Below are 19,582 nucleotides of genomic sequence, written 5' to 3' on the forward strand. Positions count from 1 at the left end.
AATCATGGTGGTCTGCGTAAATTGTCACAACTAAAATCCCCAAAAAATGAATGCTTTGAAAACGAATATACAGAACCTCGCGATGCTGTCGGCGGTAATCGCTTTCTCCTCTTGCGAAACACATAAGAAAGTAGAAATCAAGGAAGACGGCACCGAAGTCGTAAAAATCCGTGAGCCGCATCAGGATACGATCGACAAAGTGGCCGAGCCCGCGATGAAAACCGAATCGGTAGAAGGAACCGTATCCGAAATCAACTTCGGAAAAGACGGCTATACGGCCAAGATCGAAACCGCTTCAAAAGAAAACTATTTCGTAACGGTAAGTCATTCGAACCTAAAAGACCATTCCCAATACAAGGAAGTCAAGAAAGGCGACAAAATTCACGTCGTAGGTGATTATTGGAAAAACAATGAAGGCGAGAACCAGATAACGGTTCGCGAACTGCACTAAATCACAAACGGCATAAAATAAAGAAGCGCCCCGAAAGGCGCTTTTTTATATGTGGAATATTCCTCCGACGACAAACGTCCTTTCGAGGAAATTGAAATGCTGCGAAGCGCGGTCCGAGCCGTTGTACGTGGTGCGGATGTCCGGCATATCGATATAACCGGCCTTCACTTCAGACTGGATGAAGAAATACTTGAGGAAAGTCAGGTTCAATCCGGCCTTCACGTCGGCACCCCAACCCGAAATATGGAAATTGTCGTGGCGTTGCATGCCCATAAGCGTCGTGTTGGTCTTCGGATACAAAAATCCGCCGCCAAAGCCGACCAGCGTGTTCAACTGGATCCAATCGGTGTTTACGTGGAAATATTTGGTGATGTCGTCCACACGCGTCAATTCGGCACTGATGAAGTTCAAACCGTCGGTGTGCTCGAATTTGAGGAAGTCCTCGGTCATGTACATAGGATCGTTGTGATACGTACCGTTGAAAGGTTCGTGCCCGTCGATATGGCCGGTCATGTTCACGAGCTGGTTTTGCGTCATCACATATTTCATGTGGTCGACACCGATCGAAGCGTTCCATTTGTCATGGAAGTAATATCCGATCCTGAAATTCGTCTGCGGGATCGTCATACGCGTCGGGTTGATGTAATCGACATGTACGCCTTTCGGCTTATCGTGTGCTTTCACGTCGTAAATCGTGAAGTCGTAGTCTTTTCCGTGAAAACGGATGTCCGATTCCGAGAAACTGTCGCGGTTTCCGCCCCAAAAAATAAAGAACTTGCCTTTGTTGTGGGCCGTGTAGTATTCGGTGGCAGGTGCAGTTGCAGTAGCGGATGTGTTTGAAATCGAGCTATCTGTCGTTTGTGCAAAGTCATATTCTGGGCACAGCAATATCGCCAGCATCAGAAAAAAAAGTTTTCTCAAGGTTACTGTTTGTTTGGTAAATAAATCAGAAAGCGTTTATCGTTTTGCGGATGGCGACCAGTTTCCTCATCAGGTCTTCGAAATAATCCAAATGCAGCATGTTCGCGCCATCGCTTTTGGCATTAGCGGGATCGAAATGCGTTTCGATGAAAATCCCGTCGACTCCAACCGCAATTCCGGCTTTTGCGACCGTTTCGATCATGTCTGGACGTCCGCCTGTCACACCCGCCGTTTGGTTCGGTTGCTGCAACGAGTGCGTCACATCGAGAACCGTCGTCGCGAATTGTTTCATCGTAGGAATGCCGCGGTAATCGACGATCATGTCTTGATAGCCGAACATGGTTCCTCTGTCGGTGACCATCACGTTTTCGTTGTGGCAGTCAAGCACTTTTTGGACCGCGTGCTTCATGCTTTCCGGGCTCATGAACTGGCCTTTTTTGAGATTGACGGTCTTTCCGGTATTGGCGGCCGCAACGACAAGGTCGGTTTGGCGTACCAAAAACGCAGGGATTTGCAACACGTCTACATATTGGGCAGCCATGGCCGCATCTTCGTTCGTGTGGATGTCGGTTATCGTCGGGACGTTGAACGTTTCAGAGACTTTTCTAAGGATTTTTAAGGCTTTCTCGTCGCCGATTCCAGAGAAACTGTCGATTCTAGAGCGATTGGCTTTTTTGAACGAGCCTTTGAAAACGTAAGGGATTTGAAGCCTGTCGGTAATTCCTACAAGGGTTTCGGCAATTCGCATCGCCATTTCTTCTCCCTCGATCGCACATGGGCCAGCCAAAACGAAGAAGTTATCACTGTCCAAATGCTTGATATTGGGTATGTTCTGTAGATTCATCAGGATTTTTAAAAGTTGCACAAAGATACGTACAAAAAAGGCGCTGTGATTTTAGCGCCTTGTTATTTTTAACATTACTGTAACGAATGATAGTTATTTCTTCAATCCGAGGCCCATCGGCACTTTGATCTCGCCTTTAGCGTAGCTATTGATGTAAAGCCGCACGCGTTTTCCCTGTCCGACCCAAGTCAATTCGTAAATGTCGATGAAACCCGCGCCCATATCGGAATGCGTCGAAGTAAAAGGACAACAGCTGTCCACTTTCTTGAAGAACAGTTTTTCCCCGTTCGGACCCGATAAAGCGCGCAAATAACGCTCGGCGTTTATGGTCTCGTTTTTCGAGGTTTTGTAAAAGACGTTGATCGGATAATCGGGATCGTAACCGTATTTCGGATCGGTGCTGAATTCGGTCACTTCGAACGCATCGCCTTTCAATTTAGGAGCCGGCGCGCTGTCGTTGATGTTCATGATGGTGTCTTTGGTACTCACGCAATTGGTGAAAAGCAACAGCAACATCGGGATAAAGATCAGTTTTCTCATGTTATTTGGTTTTGGTCCTGAAAAGCATCGACAAAGCGGCCGATGCCACGACACCCGACGACAACACAAGTTGTATGCCGTTATAGATGCTCGACGACAAATTCATCAATTCTTCGGCTTCGGCTTTGGTGCGTTTGCCGTTTGCCGTCATTTGCGCGATCGTATTTTCGAAAAGTTCGGGAGCGATCACGCGATGGATTGCGTTCTTTTGGATCGGTACCAGAACCGCGATGATGGCCGTTAGCATCATGCCTGCGAAAAATCCCTGACGCCACGTCATTTGGCCGTTGAAATACGTTTTTTTCTTTTCGCGATAAAACAAAACGTAGCACAAAAGGCCAATAGGAGCGAAGCACAAAGTCGATAAGACGTAATAGCTGAAATCGGGTTTTTCGTACAGTCCCATCTCTTTTTCGACAATGGCCGAAGCGATGATCGCAAGCGTGATGAGTACTGCCCATTTGATTTCTATGGCGAATTTCTTCATTCCGAAAATTTTCGCCAAAGGTAGGATTTATTTTAAATGACCGATACCGCCCGAATGTTTACCTTTGCGCCAAATCGTTTTTATGGAAGCAATTTTTGAGACCTGGCCGTGGTATGTAAGCGGCTTTTTGATCGGAATGGTAATGTTGTGCCTGATTTGGTTCGGCAAGACGTTCGGAATGTCGTCCAACCTTCGATCGATCTGTTCGATTGTCGGAGCAGGGAAGTACGTTCCGTTTTTCGCATTCGACTGGAAATCGCAAAAGTGGAACCTGGTCGTGATTTTGGGTGCGATGATAGGCGGATTCGTAGCCGTGCATTATATGTCGTCACCGAATAATGTCGACATCAACCCGACGACGATCGAACAGCTTTCCACAATGGGAATCGACGCGCCTCAAGGCAAATTGATGCCCGACGCTATTTTCAGTGCCGAGGCCATGCAATCGCCTAAAATGGTTTTCACACTCGTGATCGGCGGCGTTCTTATCGGTTTCGGAAGCCGATATGCCGGCGGCTGTACATCGGGTCACGCGATCACCGGATTGAGCAACCTGCAATTGCCGTCGCTCAAAGCCGTCATCGGATTTTTCGTCGGCGGATTGATCATGGCGCATTTCATCCTTCCGCTGATTTTTTAGGGCTTTAACCAAAATCTTGAAAGCGACTAATCCAGATAATATGGGTTTTAAGCCTGTCGTTCCAAAAAAAACAAATATTTGATTTAACCACAGCAGCCAAGCCTATAGCTTACAGCCTAAAGCCAAAAAATGAAAGCACTAAAATATCTCCTTGTCGGATTCGTTTTCGGAATCGTCTTAACCAAATCCGAAGCGGTTTCCTGGTACCGCATTTACGAAATGTTCCAATTCCAGTCGTTCCACATGTACGGCATCATCGGGGTTGCGGTTGCCACGGGATTGGTCGGCATCCAAATCATCAAACGCAAAAAACTCAAAGACATAAAAGGCGAAATCATCAACGTTCCCGACAAAGAACCCGGTTCGGCGCGCTATTGGATCGGTGGATTGATTTTCGGTCTCGGATGGGCGCTCGCAGGTTCTTGCCCGGGTCCGATTTTCATTTTGATCGGAGCGGGTTTCTGGCCGTTGATTTTCGTATTGGCAGGCGCTTTGATCGGCACTTTCATTTATGGAGTGATCAAGGATAAATTACCCCACTGAAACATGCTTCGCTAAAGATTGCTAGGCAGTCATTTGATATAATAGAAAAACCGCTTCCCGTAAAAGAAGCGGTTTTTTTAGTCTTGCTATCTAGAGCCCGCAGGCGTATCTTTGGCGTAGCGTCTATTGATAAACCTTGACATAGTCGACCACATACTGCTGAGGGAAAATCTTGTCATCTACCTCAGGTCCGCCAAAATCTCCACCGACAGCGCAATTGATGATAAAGAAAAACGGTTGGTCGAACGGCCAATTGCCTTCGGTTTTGTTCTCTGGCGAATAGGTATAAACGGGTTTGTCGTCTACAAAAAAGATGATGCGGTCCTTGTTCCAGTCGCACGCGAACAAGTGATAGCCGTTCTCGATGTCGGGAAATTCGGTTTTTTTAGAGCTTGCATGCGCACCATGCGTATCTTGGGTATGGACGGTTGTGTACGCCATGTGCGGTTCGCGCCCGATGTATTCCATAATGTCGATTTCGCCACCTTTAGGCCAGCCCTTTTCGGAAATGTTCGACCCGAGCATCCAGAATGCCGGCCAAATCCCGTGTCCGACCGGAAGTTTGACGCGCGCTTCCATATATCCGTACTGGAATTCCTTTTTTCCTTTGGTCGTGATGCGCGTAGACGAATAATGGTCACCGTCCTTTTTCACGGTAATCGTAAGTTTTCCGTCGGCAATTGTATGGCTGGTCTTGTCGTACGTTTGGCGTTCGTGGTTGCCCCAACCGCCGGCTCCGGTTTCATAATTCCAGGCTTTTTCGTTTAGCGTTTTTCCGTCGAAATTCTCTTCCCAAACCAGTTTCTTGTTGGTTTTTTGGGCCATCAAGGCCGATGAAGCGAGCAATAATGCGATAATTTTTTTCATGTCCTGATGCCTTTATTGGTAAACTCTGATATAATCGATTTCTAAAGTGGATTGGGTGAAGTTAGGGTCGATCGCACCTCCAAAATTCCCGCCAATGGCTTGGTTCAGGATCAGGAAAAAATCGTGGTTGAAAGGTATGTCGGACGTATTGAACACCGAATGGAACTGTACGCCGTCTACAAAAAACTTGATGCTTTGCGACGTCCATTCGCAAGAGTAAATGTGAAATTCGGTAGAAGCCGTCGGTACCGTCGTGTGGTTCGTGTTTGCATTTCCTCCGGAATGCCCGGGATAATGCAAACTACCGTGAACCGTATTCTGTTGGTTGCCCACATGTTCCATGATGTCGATTTCGCCGCAACCCGGCCATCCCGCCGATGCATAATTCTCGCCCAACATCCAAATGGCAGGCCATGTTCCGGCTCCCGATGGCAATTTGGCACGCGCCTCGATTTTGCCGTATGTGAACTCGAACTTGTTTTCCGATTTCATTCTCGCCGAAGAATATTGGAATCCGTTCGTGTCTTCTTTTTTCGCGGTGATTTTGAGCACGCCGTTTTCTACCACGGCATTCTCAAGATCGGTCGTGTAATATTGGGCTTCGTTGTTTCCCCAGCCGTTGTTGTTGCCGGTTTCGAGCGTCCATTTTGAATTGTCGGGCGCGCCCGGAGTATCAAATTCTTCAAACCATACCAAAGTCGGCTGGTAATTTACGGTAACGCCAGTGCTCGTAGTAATCGAAGTGTTGCCCTGGCCGAAAGCTTTTACGGTAATTGCGTACGTATTCGTACCGAACAGCTTGAATTGGCGGCTTGTCGTCCCGTCTGTGGCCGTTTGGTTCTCGCCTCCCGGAAACGTAAAACTGTAACTGGTCGCGTTTTGGGCCGTCGCGGTTAAATTGACCATGCCCGAACCGTCTCCGTTCGGATGCGCGCTGTCCTGCCCCACGATTTCATACGTGACGGTCAGGTTTGTAGGAGCGACTGCGGCAGGTCCGTCGTCGCCGTTACCCGATCCGCTATCGCTGGAACAGGCCGACATTCCCAAAATCGCAGCTATCAGGAATGCCGAAGTGTTTAAAAATTGTCTCATTTTAAGGTTTGATTTTTAGATGTTGTCCAAAAATAAGAAAAGGTTTCCGACAATAACTGGCAAAATCCGCGTTAATAAATAGTGGCTAACTTTTCGTACGTTTAAGCAAAAGCCCGATATTTTTCTAATATTTTTGGATCAAACCTAAAATTGACACATATGAACAAGACGAAATTGACAGTTGTTTCATTGGCCATCGCGCTTGGATTTCTTGCCAATTCGTGTGGAAGCGATGACGGCCCGGGAGCTTCAATCGTAGGCAAATGGGATTATTTCAAGACGATAACCCAAGTGGAAGGGCAAAATCCGATTTCACAGAATTACCAAGGGAACGAGCCTGGATGTGACAAGGACTACCAAGAATTCCTTGCGGACGGCAGCTATCGCGACGTTGTGCTTTTCCAGAATCAGGACGACGTTTGTACCGAATCTGTCGATGACGGGAATTATGCGAAAGAAGGCGACGTATTGACCGTTCAGGAAAACGGCGAAAACCCACAAACCTACACGATCACCAAGTTGACTGACGGAGAATTGCGTTATTCCTCAACCACGCAAAACGGCGGACTTGACTTTACCGTGACGTTGGTGTTCCGCAAAAAATAAATACAAGCTCAAAAAAACAAAACCCTTAGTATTCGCTAAGGGTTTTTTCGTTTAGAATATTTCGGCGCTTAAGCCCGCTTCCAAAAGTTGGGTGCATTGCGGCTTGAGTTCATCGTATGGACCGGTTTTTACGGTACATTTCCCGTTGTAATGGACGATCAGCGAGCATTGTTCCGCTTGTTCGGCCGTATGGTTGCATACGCGTATCAAAGTGTCGATGACGTGGTCGAAGGTGTTCACGTCGTCGTTGTACATCACGATCTCATTCTGGTTGTAAATCGCCTCCTCAAGGACGACTTCTTCCAATATCTTTTCTTTCGTACTCATTTCAGTAGGTTTAGGACTTGGTCTAACGCGAAAACTAATTTACATATTTTAGTGAGACCCAATTATTTCGCGAGAATTTTTTAACGTAGGTAAGGCCTTTGGACGTACAGCTTTCATCGATTGCCGCAATGTCTTCTTCGTAAAATCCACTCAATAAAAGAATGCCGTCCTTGTTCAGGCATTCCACATATTGCTGCATGTCGTTGAGCAAAATATTACGGTTGATGTTGGCGATGATCAGATCGTATGATTTCCCTTCGATCAGCGCCGCGTCTCCTTCGTAAACAGAAATGTGTTTGCAGCCGTTCCTTTCGGCGTTTTCGATGGAATTCAGGTAACACCAATTGTCGATGTCGATCGCATCGATCGGTTGTGCGCCTTTCATTTCGGCAAGAATAGCCAAAATCGCCGTTCCGCAACCCATATCGAGCGTTTTGAGGTTTTTGACCTCGGTTTCGAGCAAATGTTGGATCATCATGTGCGTAGTTTCGTGGTGGCCCGTCCCGAAACTCATTTTGGGTTCGATGACGATGTCGAATTCGGCCGATGTCTTCGCGTGGAAAGGTGCGCGAACGTGGCATCTACCATCAACATCGATCGGCTCGAAATGCTTTTCCCATTCTTCGTTCCAGTTCACCTGGTCGATTTCCTCGATCGTATAATCGACTTTGAATTCTTCCGATTTGAGAATGAACAGATCGTCGAGAATATCTTCGGTCCAATGTTCTTTCTTGATGTAAGCGGTTACGCCGTTTTCGGTTTCTATGAACGATTCGAAGGGTTTTTCGCCAAGTTCGGCCACGAGGATTTCGGATCCCGGTTCTTTCGGCTCTACCGAAAAATGGTATCCGAGATAAATATTTGACATGCGGAAATTTTTTGCAAAGATAGCCATTAATACAACAAAATAAGGAAGAAGGCCTTCGGGTATTTGGAACCGCTACAGGTCTTAAATGTCTATTCGGCTAACATTAAATTTCGGCAATGGTAACATTAGCATAATATTAAGATTTGCAATTAACATTAGTTTTGCCTCGAATTTACCTTCAAATAACAATTGCGTAACATGAAGAAAATTACCTGCTTGTTCCTGATTTTCGTCGGATTGTCGGTTTCGGCCCAAATCAAGGTCGGACGTACCGACAACGACAACGACCTCAAACTTTCGACGCTTCCGTATTACAACTTCGGAAAAGGCGTCGGGCTTACGTCTCCCGACAGTATTTTCCAACTCAATATCCGTTTCAGGATCCAGAATCGCGTCACGTATTACGACAACGAAGACCAGGATCCGGCATACGATGGTCAAATCAGACGTTTGCGTTTGCGTTTTGACGGATACGTGGGGAATCCGAAATTCCTGTATGCGATCCAATTGTCGTTCGCGCCAGGTGATACGGGCGAAATCCGCGAAGGCGAAAACCTCAATATCATTCGCGATGCGGTAGTGTATTATCGTCCGAATGCGAGCTGGAACATCAGTTTCGGGCAAACCAAACTTCCGGGTAACCGCCAGCGCGTGAATTCTTCGGGAGGCTTGCAGCTCACCGACCGTTCGATCAACAACGCGAGGTTCACGATCGACCGCGATTTCGGGTTCCAGGTACATCACCTTAACGAATACAAAGAAAAATTCTCGTACAATTTCAAAGGCGCGATTTCTACAGGCGAAGGCCGAAACGTGACCGGAAATGCCGACGACGGCGTTGCGCTTACCGGAAAAGCCGAAATTTTCCCGCTTGGCGCTTTCACCAAAGACGGTAGTTACTTCGAAGGCGATCTGATGCGCGAGAAAAAACCGAAGCTTATGTTTTCGGGAGCTTACCAACAAAACAACCAGGCCAGACGTACAGGCGGACAATTGGGAGAAGATCTTTTCGAACAACGCACGATGAAAACGCTTTTGCTCGACGCCATGTTCAAATATAACGGATGGGCGGCTATGGCAGCGTATATGCAGCGCGTCACGCCAAAAGATCCGATCACGGTGAATCCCGAAGACGCGACCGATATCCAATATGTGTACACCGGACACGGTTTCGATTACCAGTTGAGTTATCTTTTCCCGTCGAATTACGAGCTTATCGGACGTTTCTCGACACTCAAGCCGAACGACGAGATTTTTTCGTTAACGCCTAAACAAAAGGAGTTTTCATTCGGTCTGACCAAGTACATTTGGGAGCATACGTTCAAGTTGCAAGGCGAACTTACGTACGATATTCTGGATTATATCGACGGGACGCAGCGCAACAACTGGTACGTTCGCTTTCAGGTCGAAATGGGAATCTGATTATTATTTATTGTCATTATTCATTTTTTATTCCCAACGGGACGAATAAATAATTAAGAATAAATTACTCGGGGAATTCGAGTTTAAACACAAAAATCTTCATATAACGCTCATCGTTCGCTTCATACGAATAGGTGAGCGTTTTCTTTTCCACGTTAAGCACGATGCGGCTTTTGAGGATTTTGGAGCGCAACGACCACGTACTTTCGCCGTTTTCAGACTTGGTGTATCCGGTGATGTTGCCGTGGAAAAGCCGCGTCTTTCCGTCATCGGTCATACAAATCACGGCATAGCCGCTGTTCTTGTTGACCTGTTCGCGGATGTCGATCAACGAATGTTCTTCTTCGTTGTCCTTGAGTTCATACGATTGGGTTTTCTCATTCCACATAAAGAATTGTCGGGAACTCGAGGTGTAGCGCAATTGGGTGTCGGTTTGCGCGAAGGCAAAATTGCACAAGAATGCCAAAGCAAGCGCAAGTAAATGTTTCATTTTCAGATTTTAGGGACGGCAACCTAAACGCCAATACCTTACCAAAAGTATAAAAGAAAAAGTTAAATTACTGATCCTTACAAGATGACAGTTCGTGTTCCAGCGCATGGATACGCGTCTTAAAGCTCGAAAACTGGTGGATTACGGGCTTGGCTTTCTTGAAACTTTTTTCGGCCGCATCGCAATTCCCTTGTTTGATTTGCGCTTTTGTCATGTTGTAGTAGGCCATGTAATATGTCTTTTCGTCTGTGGTTTGCGCCAAAGTATACTTGGAAATGATGATGCACTTGTCGTATTCCCCATTGAGGTAGTAACTGCGGCCCAAGTGTACGCCCGCGTTGAGATGGATGGAATCCGAAACGATATGCGAACGGTTGTAATATCCGACGGCATCGTTGAAATTCCCCGAAGCATACGCTAAATTCCCCAAACAAGTGAGGACCATCGCATTTTCGGGCTCAATTTTCAACGATTCGTGGAAAAGTTTTTTGGCACGGATGAAATCGCCTTTTTCACTAAGGCTTTTTGCTTTCTCGAACAGCTTTTTCGCCTTTTCACTGTTGAATTTGGTGCGTTGGTGGTAATGGTAAAGGCCGTGGCGTTTTTCCTCGCTCGAGAGCAAGTGTTGCGTGTCATCGGTTTCGGCCTTGTTGCCTATACAACAATAACTTGAAACACTTAAAACGATCAAACTAAAAAACGCGACGGCCTTTCTCATGTCATATTGCGGATGCTATGGCTGCGAAATCGTCGGCTTTCAGGGAAGCACCCCCGATAAGACCTCCGTCAACGTCTGGTTTTGAAAAGATTTCTTTTGCGTTTTCAGGCTTGACGCTGCCTCCGTAAAGGATAGAAACATCATCGGCCACGTTATTTCCGAATTGGTTTCGAACGACATCGCGTATGAACTGGTGCATTTCCTGCGCTTGTTCGGGAGTTGCCGTTTCGCCCGTTCCTATAGCCCAAACCGGTTCGTACGCCAATACGATACGCTCCCAGTCTTTGGCTTGCACATGGAACAATCCGTCGCGCAATTGGTTTTCGACGATGTTGAAGTGTTTGCCGTCTTTGCGGTCTTTCAATTCTTCTCCGAAACAAAAAATCACGGTCATGTCGTGTTTCAGTGCCGTCGTGGTCTTATCTGCAATGAGACTGTCGGTTTCCCCGAAATAGCTGCGTCGTTCCGAATGCCCGAGTATTACCGTTTCCACGCCTACGCTTTTGAGCATGTCTGCCGAGATTTCGCCTGTAAACGCACCGGCTTCGGCCTGATGCATGTTTTGCGCTGCGACAGAGATGTTCGTGAATTCCAGATGTTGTACGGCCGAGGCCAGGTTCACGAAAGTAGGGGCGACGATGAATTGGGCTTCTACGTCTGTCGGCAATTTATCGATCAATGCGTTGAGCAGGTCTTCGGTCTCTTCGGCATTCTTGTGCATTTTCCAGTTGCCGGCAACAATTTTTTGTCTCATTATGATTTCAGTTGATTAAGGGTTTCCTCCATTTTGTCGAAGTCGGTCTCGATGGCGCGATACGTGACGATTTTTCCTTTTTCATCTATGATGATGTATCTCGGGATCCAATCCAGGTCTATCGCTTGCCCGAACTTGCCTTTCATGCCGTCGGTAGCCCAGTAATGATCGCCTTGAAGTTGGTGTTTTTGGATACCCGCTTCCCATTTATCTTTAGCCTTGTCCATAGAGATGAACACGTAATCGGCTTCGGGATGGTTGGCTTGCAACGCCTTGAGTTTCGGCATAGCTTTGACACAATCACCACACCACGATGCCCAAACCTCGATGATCAGGGTTTTGCCTTTGTGTTTGGCCAATATATCGTTAAGCGTGCTTGTCTGGTCGTTCAAAGTGGCGAGCGGTTCAGACAGGCTTTGTTTGGAGAATTCAGATTTTTGGGCATTAGAGTAGATCACGATCCCTGCCAATGCCAAAACTAGAAACAGCTTTTTCATTTTTCTTGATTTTCGTGTAAAACACGCAAAGGTAACGTCGCTAAAATACAAAGTTTCCCAAAGAAACGGTAATATTTTTGGGTACGGAAACCGTTATTTTTCGTGAAAGTTACGCTTGGATTATTTTTTCGTTTCCGAATAGGAAGCGCGCCTCGATTTTTTTTCATCATCGAGGAAAACCACGCGTGATCCCGCTTTTTTGCGGCGTTCCTTCTTTTTGAGGCGGTACAGATAGCGCACGATCAGCCCGATTCCGATAATCGAACAGGCCATAAGCAGATTGCCTGCAATGATATAGAAGGTGTTGCCTAGAATCGGGTCTTCCATAGGGGAAATCCAATTGAGTAATATCTGGCCAAGGACAAAAATCCCGATGCAGATGGCGATTCCGCGATAAGATTTGGCTCGTTCTTCCTTAAACATATGAGGGCTGTATTTGTTTGGTATTTACGAAGTTAGTCAAGAATCAGCTTTCCGGCGTCTTTCCAGTGCAATTTTTGGGCAATCGTGCCCTTATGCAGTACGATAAGGCTCGGATTGGCGCGTTCTATCGTCTTCAAAGTCGTCGCATCGCAAAAATAATAATCGAATGTATGACCGTATTTTTTCTTCGCGTTGGCGATTTCATCCTCTAAACCAGCCGTCATCATGATCACTTTATAGCCTTTGGATTTGGCTTGCTGGGCGATTTTTTCGAGTTCGGCCATACCTTCATCGCTTGATTTTTTGAGGTCGTATGCCACGAACATCAATAGTTTCGGCTCCAAAAGCAATTCGTCCTTGTAGTCGGAACCGTCTTTTTCCATAGTGAAATCGTGGATCGGCGGCACATAACCTTGCGAAATCACATTGTCGATACGCTCCACGAATTTGGCGTTCGCCGGAAGGTTCATCAAATCTTTTTCGCCGAATTGCTTTTTCACGCCATTTACTTCGTACACGAAAATCATCTCGATTTTGGCCCTTTCGGCGCCTTCCGGAAATTCCATGCCTTTCTGGATGTTATTGCCCACTTTATAAGCGCGGAAGTCCTTGAGCGGCAAATGGTTCAAAACCCAATACGCCATGAATCCGCAAAGGACGACGCTCAGATAAACCAGCCCGTTGGTCAAGCCTTTCGGCAAAAAAGGACGGATGAGTTTTTGGTTGATGAAAAGGATCAGCACGAAAAACAACAGCACCACGTCTTTTGTGAACGATTGCCAAGGCGTGAGTTTCAAAGCATCGCCGAAACAGCCGCAGTCGGTCACTTTGTTGAAATAAGCCGAATAGAAGGTAAGAAACGTGAAGAACACGATCATCAGCAAAAGGCTCCAGACGGTAAATTTTGGTTTGTATCCAAGCAACAGCATGATACCCAGAACCACTTCGAAAATCACGAGGAAAACGGCAAGGGCCAACGCAAGCGGAGTGAGAAAAGGCAAATTGAGAACGGGTTCGCTGAAGTATTCTTCGAGTTTGTATCCGAAACCTACGGGATCGTTGAGTTTGATAAGTCCTGAAATGATGAACAGAAGTCCAACGAAAATTCTTGAAAATTGAGTGATGAAGTTTTTCATTTGTATGGTTTGCCGTGCATTACGGACTTAAAATTCGATAAATCCGCGAATCCGCGGCAAAAAAAAAATTAACTGTTCATGTGGATCAACGCGAAAACCGCATAATTGATCATATCTTGGTAATTCGCATCGATCCCTTCCGAAACCAGCGTCTTTCCTTTGTTGTCTTCGATCTGCTTCACACGAAGGATTTTCTGCAAAATCAAATCGGTGAGCGAACTGATGCGCATATCGCGCCAGGCTTCGCCGTAATCGTGGTTTTTCGCCTCCATAAGCGCTTTCGTCCCGGCGATTTTGGCATCGTAAAGCTCGGTCGCCTTTGCCGTATCGAGGTCGGGTTGGTCGGCCACGCCAAGGTCGAGCTGGATAAGCGCCATAACAGAATAGTTGATGATCCCGATGAATTCCGACGCTTCGCCTTCATCGACCTTACGGACCGAATTTTCCTGTAAGCTCCTTATTCTTTGGGCTTTGATGAAAATCTGGTCGGTCAGCGAAGGCAGTCTGAGAATGCGCCAGGCACTGCCGTAATCGGTCATCTTGTTGATGAAAAGCGAGCGGCAAGAAGCGATCACTTGGTCGTATTCCTGAGACGTATTGGGCATTAGCTGTATATTTGTGTGCATTGTTCCAAAAATAGAAAAATATTTGTATCGAGGACGGAAATAGGGCCAATCCCGTTCGTAAATTCCGCACAAAAACATAACTCAATGACAATCAACTGCAAAGGAGATCTTATCGATTTGTCGCATCCCAAAGTGATGGGAATCCTCAACGTCACACCCGATTCGTTTTTCGACGGCGGAAAGTACAAAAGCGATGCAGAGATTCTCGAAAAGGCAAACCGAATGCTTTCGGAAGGCGCGACCTTCATCGATTTAGGCGGATATTCCTCACGCCCCGGTGCCGAATTCGTTTCGGAAGAAGACGAAATAAAACGACTTGTGCCGACGATCGAAACCTTGCTCAAGGAATTTCCAGATGTGCTGCTGTCGATCGATACGTTCCGGAGCAATGTCGCCAAAGCCTGTGTCGAAAATGGTGCGGCGATCATTAACGACATTTCGGCAGGCCTTCTCGATCCGGAAATGCTCAAAACCGTGGCCGAATTGCAAGTGCCGTACATCATGATGCACATGCGCGGCGAGCCCAAAACCATGCAGCAGTTCACCGAATACGACGACCTTGTAAAAGACATTCTTTTTTATTTTTCGGTGCGTATTTCCGAGGCGCGCCGGTTGGGTATAAACGATATCGTGATCGATCCCGGTTTCGGGTTTTCCAAAACGCTTGCACAGAATTACGAACTGCTGCACGGACTCGAACATTTCCGTATCGCCGAATTGCCTATATTGGTCGGAATTTCAAGAAAGTCGATGATTTACAAACTGCTGGAATCCAAAGCCGAAGAAGCGCTCAACGGAACTACCGTCTTAAATACGATCGCGTTGTCTAAAGGAGCGAATATCTTGCGTGTGCACGACGTGAAAGAAGCTATGGAGTGCATACGTCTTGTGGGCCAACTATCATGAGGAAACTGTTTCTGCTCGCATTTGCGTTTTTTTCGACACTGGCTTTCGCTCAAGACAGGACGAAGCTTTTGGAACGACTTTCCAAACAAAAAGACGATACCGCCAAAGTAAATATGTACGGCAAATTGGCTAATGCATATGAAAGCATCGATTACGGGCGTGCCATGCAGAACGCCGACCGAATGTTGCGCCTGGGCCAAAAACTCAATTACGTTAAAGGCATCCAATCGGCTTACGGATCGAAAGCGCGCATTTTCCTGCTTATGGAAAAACCCGATTCCGCTTTGTATTTCTTCCGAAAACAATTAAATAATCCATTTTTCAAAGATAAGGACAAGGTTACGAAAGCCTACAGCAACATCGCGTTGGCGTGGCAGCAAAAGCAGCAATTCGATTCGGCTTTCGCGTATTTCGACAAAGCGATCGAGATGTCGAAATTATCAAGATCGAAAAATTACCTGTGCGTGATCCTCAACAATATGGGGCTTACGGTGCACGCGATGGGAAATCCCGAAAAAAGCCTCGATTATTTCCAACAGGCATACGATTGTATGATCGAAAACCGCGATACCGAACATTTGCCCAACGTGGTCAACAATCTCGCGAGCCTTTACGCGGCTTCCAAAAAAACGAATTCCGATGCGATGTTCCTCAGGCTGCTCAAGGATTCGCATTCGATTGCCGATGAAAATGTCAAGGCTACGGTTTTCCTGAATCTCGCACATTTCTATTCAAGCGAAGGAAACTTGGATAAATCCGAAGTTTTCTTTCATCGTGCCGATTCCGTCTTCAAACGCATGAAAGCACCCGAAAATCCCGAAATCCTTCACGGATTGGGTAAAGTGGCGTTGGCTCGTGGCAAATTTATCCAGGCCATTTCCGATTTCGAGCGCATCAAAAAGCGCTTTCCGGATTATATCCAAACCGAAATGCTGCTTCACGATCTTGCACAAGCTTATCACGAATCGCATCAGCCTGAGAAAGCTCGTGCGATTTACGAGGAATTGCTCGCCATGAAAGAGCAGAAGCGCAGTTTGGAAGTGCAGCAAGCGATCACCAAAGCGCAGGAAAACATCAATTTTATTTCGAAAGAATCCGAAATCCAGCAATTGAAACTAGAAAAAGACGTGTTGTCGGCCAATCAGTTGCGCAACCTTGCAATCGGTATCGCTTTGTTTGTCTTGATCAGTTTCGGTTCGTGGTTCTACATCCGGAAAGAACGTGCCAAACGCCAGATAAACGAATTGCTGCTCGACCAGAAAAACCGCAAGATTGCCGAATTTGCCGAGAAATTGGAGTATCGGAACAAGCTCATAGCCGATATCGAAGCCAAATTCGAGACGTTCAAAGAAGAGCAGAACGTACAGGATCTCAAATCGGACATCATCGACAACCTCGATCTGACCGGAGACGGTGAAACCTTCAGCCATTATTTCGAAGACCAGCACAAAGGGTTTTACGCCGCTCTCAAGAAAATAGCGCCCGATTTGACCAATAACGACCTTCGGCTTTGCTCGCTAACCAAATTGCGGCTTTCGCTCAAAGAGACGGCGAACGTGCTCAATTTGTCGGTCGATGCGGTGAAATCGGGCCGTTACCGCATCCGTAAAAAGCTCAGTCTTTCGCTCGAAGACAACTTATCGGATTTCCTGAATACGTTGTAATGCGCTGTTATTTAGTTCTTTTTTGTGTCGTGACACCTTTTCAACACCTGTAAAATTGGGTTTGGAAAAATCGGAGTCGCTTACTTTGTGTAAAACGGAACTATGAAAAACACTTTACTTTTTTTGGTCGGGCTTTTTGCCTTTCAAGGATTTTCCCAAAACCAATGGAACCGTCTCACGGGTTTCGACACCACGAATGCGGTCGTATGGATGGACGCTTCTAACGATGCGGCTTACGCCATAACGGCCGACCGCTGGATTTACAAACTCGACAACGGCTCAAACGAGTGGCTGCCGTTTACAGATGTGCCTGTGTTTTACGGCGTCGGCAGTATAAAAGCATCCAAGGTGAGCAACCGCGTTTTTTGCCTCACCCAATCGAGCGGTATCGCGTTTACCGACAATATGGGAGCGAGCTGGCAAAGCAACAACCTTACGAGCGGCGGCGGAAATTCGGGTTTCGGCGCGCTGATCCTGGCTTACGGATTGAACGGCACGACAGTCCTTGTTTCTACGATCGGACCGGTTTCGGGCGAAATACAGAACAATTTGTGGCTTTCTACGAACAACGGGAATACGTTCTCTACTTTGCCGACGCTTAATTTTTATCCGACGGGATTCCATTTTTTCGGAGCCAACCACGTGTTGTCCAACACGGCCAACGGTATTTTCAGGACCAGCAACCTGAATTCATGGACGCAGATCGCATTCGCGGGGCTTGAAGTCACCGATCTTGAGGTCGATGGCAGTGTCGTTTTCGCTTCGGTAAAAGAACTCAACGGTCAAGGCCAAGTGTACAAAAGCCTCGACGGCGGTCAAAACTGGACGCTGCTTTCGGGATTGCCCGCAAACAACGGCGTTTCAAAACTCGCTTACGACGCGCAAAACGGACGTCTTTTCGCGACGACGACTGCAGGCGTTTTCACGTATTCGAATTCGTGGACTCAGGTAAGCGCGAATACCAAATCGCACGAGATTATCGTGACGGGCGACCAATCGGCTTTGTTTTCTGGCATTCGCGTCAATGGCGTGCATAAGATTTCGGCCAGTACGCTTTCGGTGAACCAGGTAAACAACGGGCTTTCTTTGCTTCCCGATTTGATGTGCGTTTCTTCGGACGGTCAATTGTACAGCGCTTCGGTCACGACTTCTTTCCTGTCGAAACTGAAACTCGACGATTTGAGTTGGAGCTCGCAGACGCTTTTTGAGGAACTCGAAAGTACGCGCGTGATTTCGATGGCGCGCACCAACGACGGCCAATGTCTCGTCGGCGGCATGCATTTTATCGCAAAGACCGCTAATCAAGGCGATTTGGATGTGATCGCTTCGGATGCGACGGCGCCTCTTGCTCCGGTTTACGACATTTTGTTCCCGCAAAAGATGTTTGCCGGAAACGACGGCTCTATTTCGATGATCCAACACAGCATCCAGACCGATGTCGATCATTCGCCCGATTTCGGCCAAACCTGGAACGATTTGTACCAACCGACCGGAAATCCGGGATTGATGAGCATAGAAACCGTGCGTTCGGGCATGAACGTCGATTACATCCTCGGGAAATCGAACATGACGGCTCAAAATGTGGTGCTCGCCTCGAACAATTCGGGAGCTTCATGGACGACGTTGTCCAATCCGTCGGGTCTCGTAAGCGCCATTTTTATCGATAAGACCGATGTGCTGTATGCCGTTTCGGGCAATTCCATTTATAGGTTGAACGGCCAGAACTGGGTTTCGGTCGGCATCAATTTGGGCACGGAACCGAATCGGGTAGTGGAAGTGGCTTTCGATTCGGCCAACCGCATGTACGTTTTGGTGCGCGCCACGATGACGGGGTTTGCGCAGGAAGGTTTGTATGTGGCTAACGTCAGCCAATCGGGATTTCAGCATTTTCCGTTTAGTGTGGATGGAGGACAAACGGTCCGCCTCAAAAATATCGGATTCGACCACAACGACATCCCGATGGCCACTTCGGTTCTTGCAAATCGCGATTTCGATGTGGAAGGCATTTATTACTTTTCGGATGCGCCGTATTTGGGCACGCCATCGGTCGTTTCTTCGGAATTTGTGTTGTATCCGAACCCGGCTTCGGGCAACGTGAATCTTTCCGTCGGGGAAAAAACGATTGACGATGTCGAGCTTTTCACGTCAAACGGAAGCCGACTTTCGCCAAAATTAAACGGTACGACATTGGACGTTTCGGCGCTTTCGAACGGACTTTACCTGATAAGGATTGAATCCGAAGGGAAATTCCAAACCTCGAAACTACTTGTAAAACATTGATTATTGATGATGGTACGGTTCGCCTTTTAAGATCGTGAACCCGCGATACAACTGTTCGATAAAGAACAAACGCACCATTTGATGCGAGAACGTCATGGCCGACAGCGAGATCTTGCCGTTGGCCTTGGCGTAAACCGCATCCGAAAAGCCGTACGGGCCGCCGATTACGAACACCAAGGTCTTGACGCCCGAATTCATTTTCTTTTGCAGCTCCTGGGAAAAACCGACGCTTGAAAAGCTTTTGCCGTTTTCGTCGAGCAGTATCAATTGGTCTGAAGTGGTGATTTTAGACAGGATCAATTCGCCTTCCTTTTCCTTTTGCTGGCTTTCGGATAGATTCTTGGCATTCTTGATGTCCTGGATGATCTCGAGGTCGAACTTGATATAGAACGACAAGCGTTTAGTGTATTCGTCTATGAGTTTCTGGAGTTCCTTGTTGTCGGTCTTGCCGATGGCGAGCAGCTTGATGTTCATGCCGCG

At 47.1% G+C, this 19,582-nt stretch carries 24 protein-coding genes; 8 read left to right on the forward strand and 16 right to left on the reverse strand.

What is annotated here, in order from left to right; all coding sequences use genetic code 11:
• The first annotated feature begins 46 nt into the window (after positions 1–46).
• Positions 47–451, forward strand: a complete 405-nt coding sequence (locus tag HZF10_RS15040) for a hypothetical protein (protein WP_176007048.1) — start codon at positions 47–49, stop codon at positions 449–451.
• Positions 452–496: 45 nt separating this feature from the next.
• On the opposite strand, the gene HZF10_RS15045 is transcribed toward HZF10_RS15040, so the two are convergent.
• From HZF10_RS15045 to HZF10_RS15060, 4 genes are all read right to left on the reverse strand, one after another.
• Positions 497–1,372 (reverse strand): hypothetical protein, encoded by an 876-nt coding sequence (locus HZF10_RS15045; RefSeq protein ID WP_176007049.1) that lies wholly within the window; start codon positions 1,370–1,372, stop codon positions 497–499.
• Positions 1,373–1,397: 25 nt separating this feature from the next.
• Complete coding sequence (kdsA, locus tag HZF10_RS15050) at positions 1,398–2,216, reverse strand: 3-deoxy-8-phosphooctulonate synthase (RefSeq protein WP_176007050.1); 819 nt, start codon at positions 2,214–2,216, stop codon at positions 1,398–1,400.
• A 93-nt stretch (positions 2,217–2,309) separates the two neighbouring features.
• Entirely contained in the window at positions 2,310–2,756 is a 447-nt protein-coding gene (locus HZF10_RS15055) for a 2-dehydro-3-deoxyphosphooctonate aldolase (RefSeq protein WP_176007051.1), read from the reverse strand.
• 1 nt (position 2,757) lies between these two features.
• The gene (locus HZF10_RS15060) at positions 2,758–3,243 is read right to left on the reverse strand and encodes a DUF4199 domain-containing protein (RefSeq protein WP_176007052.1); all 486 of its coding nucleotides are present in this window, start codon (positions 3,241–3,243) and stop codon (positions 2,758–2,760) included.
• An 82-nt stretch (positions 3,244–3,325) separates the two neighbouring features.
• Here HZF10_RS15060 and HZF10_RS15065 point away from each other — a divergent pair, with 82 nt between their 5' ends.
• The gene (locus HZF10_RS15065) at positions 3,326–3,883 is read left to right on the forward strand and encodes a YeeE/YedE family protein (RefSeq protein ID WP_176007053.1); all 558 of its coding nucleotides are present in this window, start codon (positions 3,326–3,328) and stop codon (positions 3,881–3,883) included.
• A 129-nt stretch (positions 3,884–4,012) separates the two neighbouring features.
• Positions 4,013–4,426: a DUF6691 family protein gene (locus HZF10_RS15070; RefSeq protein ID WP_176007054.1), complete on the forward strand. Its 414-nt coding sequence runs from the start codon at positions 4,013–4,015 to the stop codon at positions 4,424–4,426.
• A 123-nt stretch (positions 4,427–4,549) separates the two neighbouring features.
• On the opposite strand, the gene HZF10_RS15075 is transcribed toward HZF10_RS15070, so the two are convergent.
• Entirely contained in the window at positions 4,550–5,293 is a 744-nt protein-coding gene (locus HZF10_RS15075) for a glycoside hydrolase family 16 protein (protein WP_176007055.1), read from the reverse strand.
• Positions 5,294–5,305: 12 nt separating this feature from the next.
• The gene (locus HZF10_RS15080; protein WP_176007056.1) at positions 5,306–6,385 is read right to left on the reverse strand and encodes a family 16 glycosylhydrolase; all 1,080 of its coding nucleotides are present in this window, start codon (positions 6,383–6,385) and stop codon (positions 5,306–5,308) included.
• Positions 6,386–6,544: 159 nt separating this feature from the next.
• On the opposite strand from HZF10_RS15080, the gene HZF10_RS15085 reads away from it, so the two are divergent.
• A complete protein-coding gene (locus HZF10_RS15085; RefSeq protein WP_176007057.1) occupies positions 6,545–6,991 on the forward strand; it encodes a lipocalin-like domain-containing protein in 447 nt (148 codons plus the stop codon).
• A gap of 51 nt (positions 6,992–7,042) precedes the next feature.
• On the opposite strand, the gene HZF10_RS15090 is transcribed toward HZF10_RS15085, so the two are convergent.
• Both HZF10_RS15090 and prmA read right to left on the reverse strand, forming a co-directional pair.
• On the reverse strand, positions 7,043–7,318 hold the full coding sequence (locus HZF10_RS15090) for an ATP-dependent Clp protease adaptor ClpS (RefSeq protein WP_176007058.1): 276 nt from the start codon (positions 7,316–7,318) through the stop codon (positions 7,043–7,045).
• 34 nt (positions 7,319–7,352) lie between these two features.
• The gene (gene prmA, locus HZF10_RS15095) at positions 7,353–8,186 is read right to left on the reverse strand and encodes a 50S ribosomal protein L11 methyltransferase (protein WP_176007059.1); all 834 of its coding nucleotides are present in this window, start codon (positions 8,184–8,186) and stop codon (positions 7,353–7,355) included.
• Positions 8,187–8,384: 198 nt separating this feature from the next.
• Here prmA and HZF10_RS15100 point away from each other — a divergent pair, with 198 nt between their 5' ends.
• Positions 8,385–9,608 (forward strand): porin, encoded by a 1,224-nt coding sequence (locus HZF10_RS15100; protein ID WP_176007060.1) that lies wholly within the window; start codon positions 8,385–8,387, stop codon positions 9,606–9,608.
• Positions 9,609–9,672: 64 nt separating this feature from the next.
• On the opposite strand, the gene HZF10_RS15105 is transcribed toward HZF10_RS15100, so the two are convergent.
• The 7 genes from HZF10_RS15105 to HZF10_RS15135 form a co-directional block, all read right to left on the reverse strand.
• Positions 9,673–10,098 carry a hypothetical protein gene (locus HZF10_RS15105; RefSeq protein ID WP_176007061.1) on the reverse strand — a complete coding sequence of 142 codons (426 nt, stop codon included), beginning with the start codon at positions 10,096–10,098 and terminating at the stop codon, positions 9,673–9,675.
• A 67-nt stretch (positions 10,099–10,165) separates the two neighbouring features.
• Complete coding sequence (locus HZF10_RS15110) at positions 10,166–10,816, reverse strand: tetratricopeptide repeat protein (RefSeq protein ID WP_176007062.1); 651 nt, start codon at positions 10,814–10,816, stop codon at positions 10,166–10,168.
• Position 10,817: 1 nt separating this feature from the next.
• Entirely contained in the window at positions 10,818–11,570 is a 753-nt protein-coding gene (gene tpiA / locus HZF10_RS15115; RefSeq protein ID WP_176007063.1) for a triose-phosphate isomerase, read from the reverse strand.
• Positions 11,570–12,067: a TlpA family protein disulfide reductase gene (locus HZF10_RS15120; protein WP_176007064.1), complete on the reverse strand. Its 498-nt coding sequence runs from the start codon at positions 12,065–12,067 to the stop codon at positions 11,570–11,572. The genes tpiA and HZF10_RS15120 overlap by 1 nt, the downstream gene beginning before the upstream one ends.
• A 120-nt stretch (positions 12,068–12,187) precedes the next feature.
• Positions 12,188–12,490, reverse strand: coding sequence for a hypothetical protein (locus tag HZF10_RS15125; RefSeq protein WP_176007065.1), 303 nt, complete (start codon positions 12,488–12,490; stop codon positions 12,188–12,190).
• A 32-nt stretch (positions 12,491–12,522) separates the two neighbouring features.
• Complete coding sequence (locus HZF10_RS15130) at positions 12,523–13,626, reverse strand: BT_3928 family protein (RefSeq protein ID WP_176007066.1); 1,104 nt, start codon at positions 13,624–13,626, stop codon at positions 12,523–12,525.
• Between the two features lie 68 nt (positions 13,627–13,694).
• Positions 13,695–14,231, reverse strand: a complete 537-nt coding sequence (locus tag HZF10_RS15135; protein ID WP_176007067.1) for a DUF1599 domain-containing protein — start codon at positions 14,229–14,231, stop codon at positions 13,695–13,697.
• Between the two features lie 105 nt (positions 14,232–14,336).
• Between HZF10_RS15135 and folP the strand changes: the two genes are divergently transcribed.
• The 3 genes from folP to HZF10_RS15150 all read left to right on the forward strand — a co-directional run bounded on the left by folP (position 14,337) and on the right by HZF10_RS15150 (position 19,102).
• Complete coding sequence (folP, locus tag HZF10_RS15140) at positions 14,337–15,158, forward strand: dihydropteroate synthase (protein ID WP_176007068.1); 822 nt, start codon at positions 14,337–14,339, stop codon at positions 15,156–15,158.
• The gene (locus tag HZF10_RS15145) at positions 15,155–16,822 is read left to right on the forward strand and encodes a tetratricopeptide repeat protein (RefSeq protein ID WP_176007069.1); all 1,668 of its coding nucleotides are present in this window, start codon (positions 15,155–15,157) and stop codon (positions 16,820–16,822) included. The genes folP and HZF10_RS15145 overlap by 4 nt, the downstream gene beginning before the upstream one ends.
• Before the next feature lie 102 nt (positions 16,823–16,924).
• Positions 16,925–19,102 carry a T9SS type A sorting domain-containing protein gene (locus HZF10_RS15150; protein WP_176007070.1) on the forward strand — a complete coding sequence of 726 codons (2,178 nt, stop codon included), beginning with the start codon at positions 16,925–16,927 and terminating at the stop codon, positions 19,100–19,102.
• Here the strand turns inward: HZF10_RS15150 and rlmH are convergent, their stop codons facing one another.
• Positions 19,103–19,576: a 23S rRNA (pseudouridine(1915)-N(3))-methyltransferase RlmH gene (gene rlmH / locus HZF10_RS15155; RefSeq protein ID WP_176007071.1), complete on the reverse strand. Its 474-nt coding sequence runs from the start codon at positions 19,574–19,576 to the stop codon at positions 19,103–19,105.
• Positions 19,577–19,582: the final 6 nt, after the last annotated feature.

Source organism: Flavobacterium agri, assembly GCF_013401995.1.
GTDB classification, from domain to species: domain Bacteria; phylum Bacteroidota; class Bacteroidia; order Flavobacteriales; family Flavobacteriaceae; genus Flavobacterium; species Flavobacterium agri.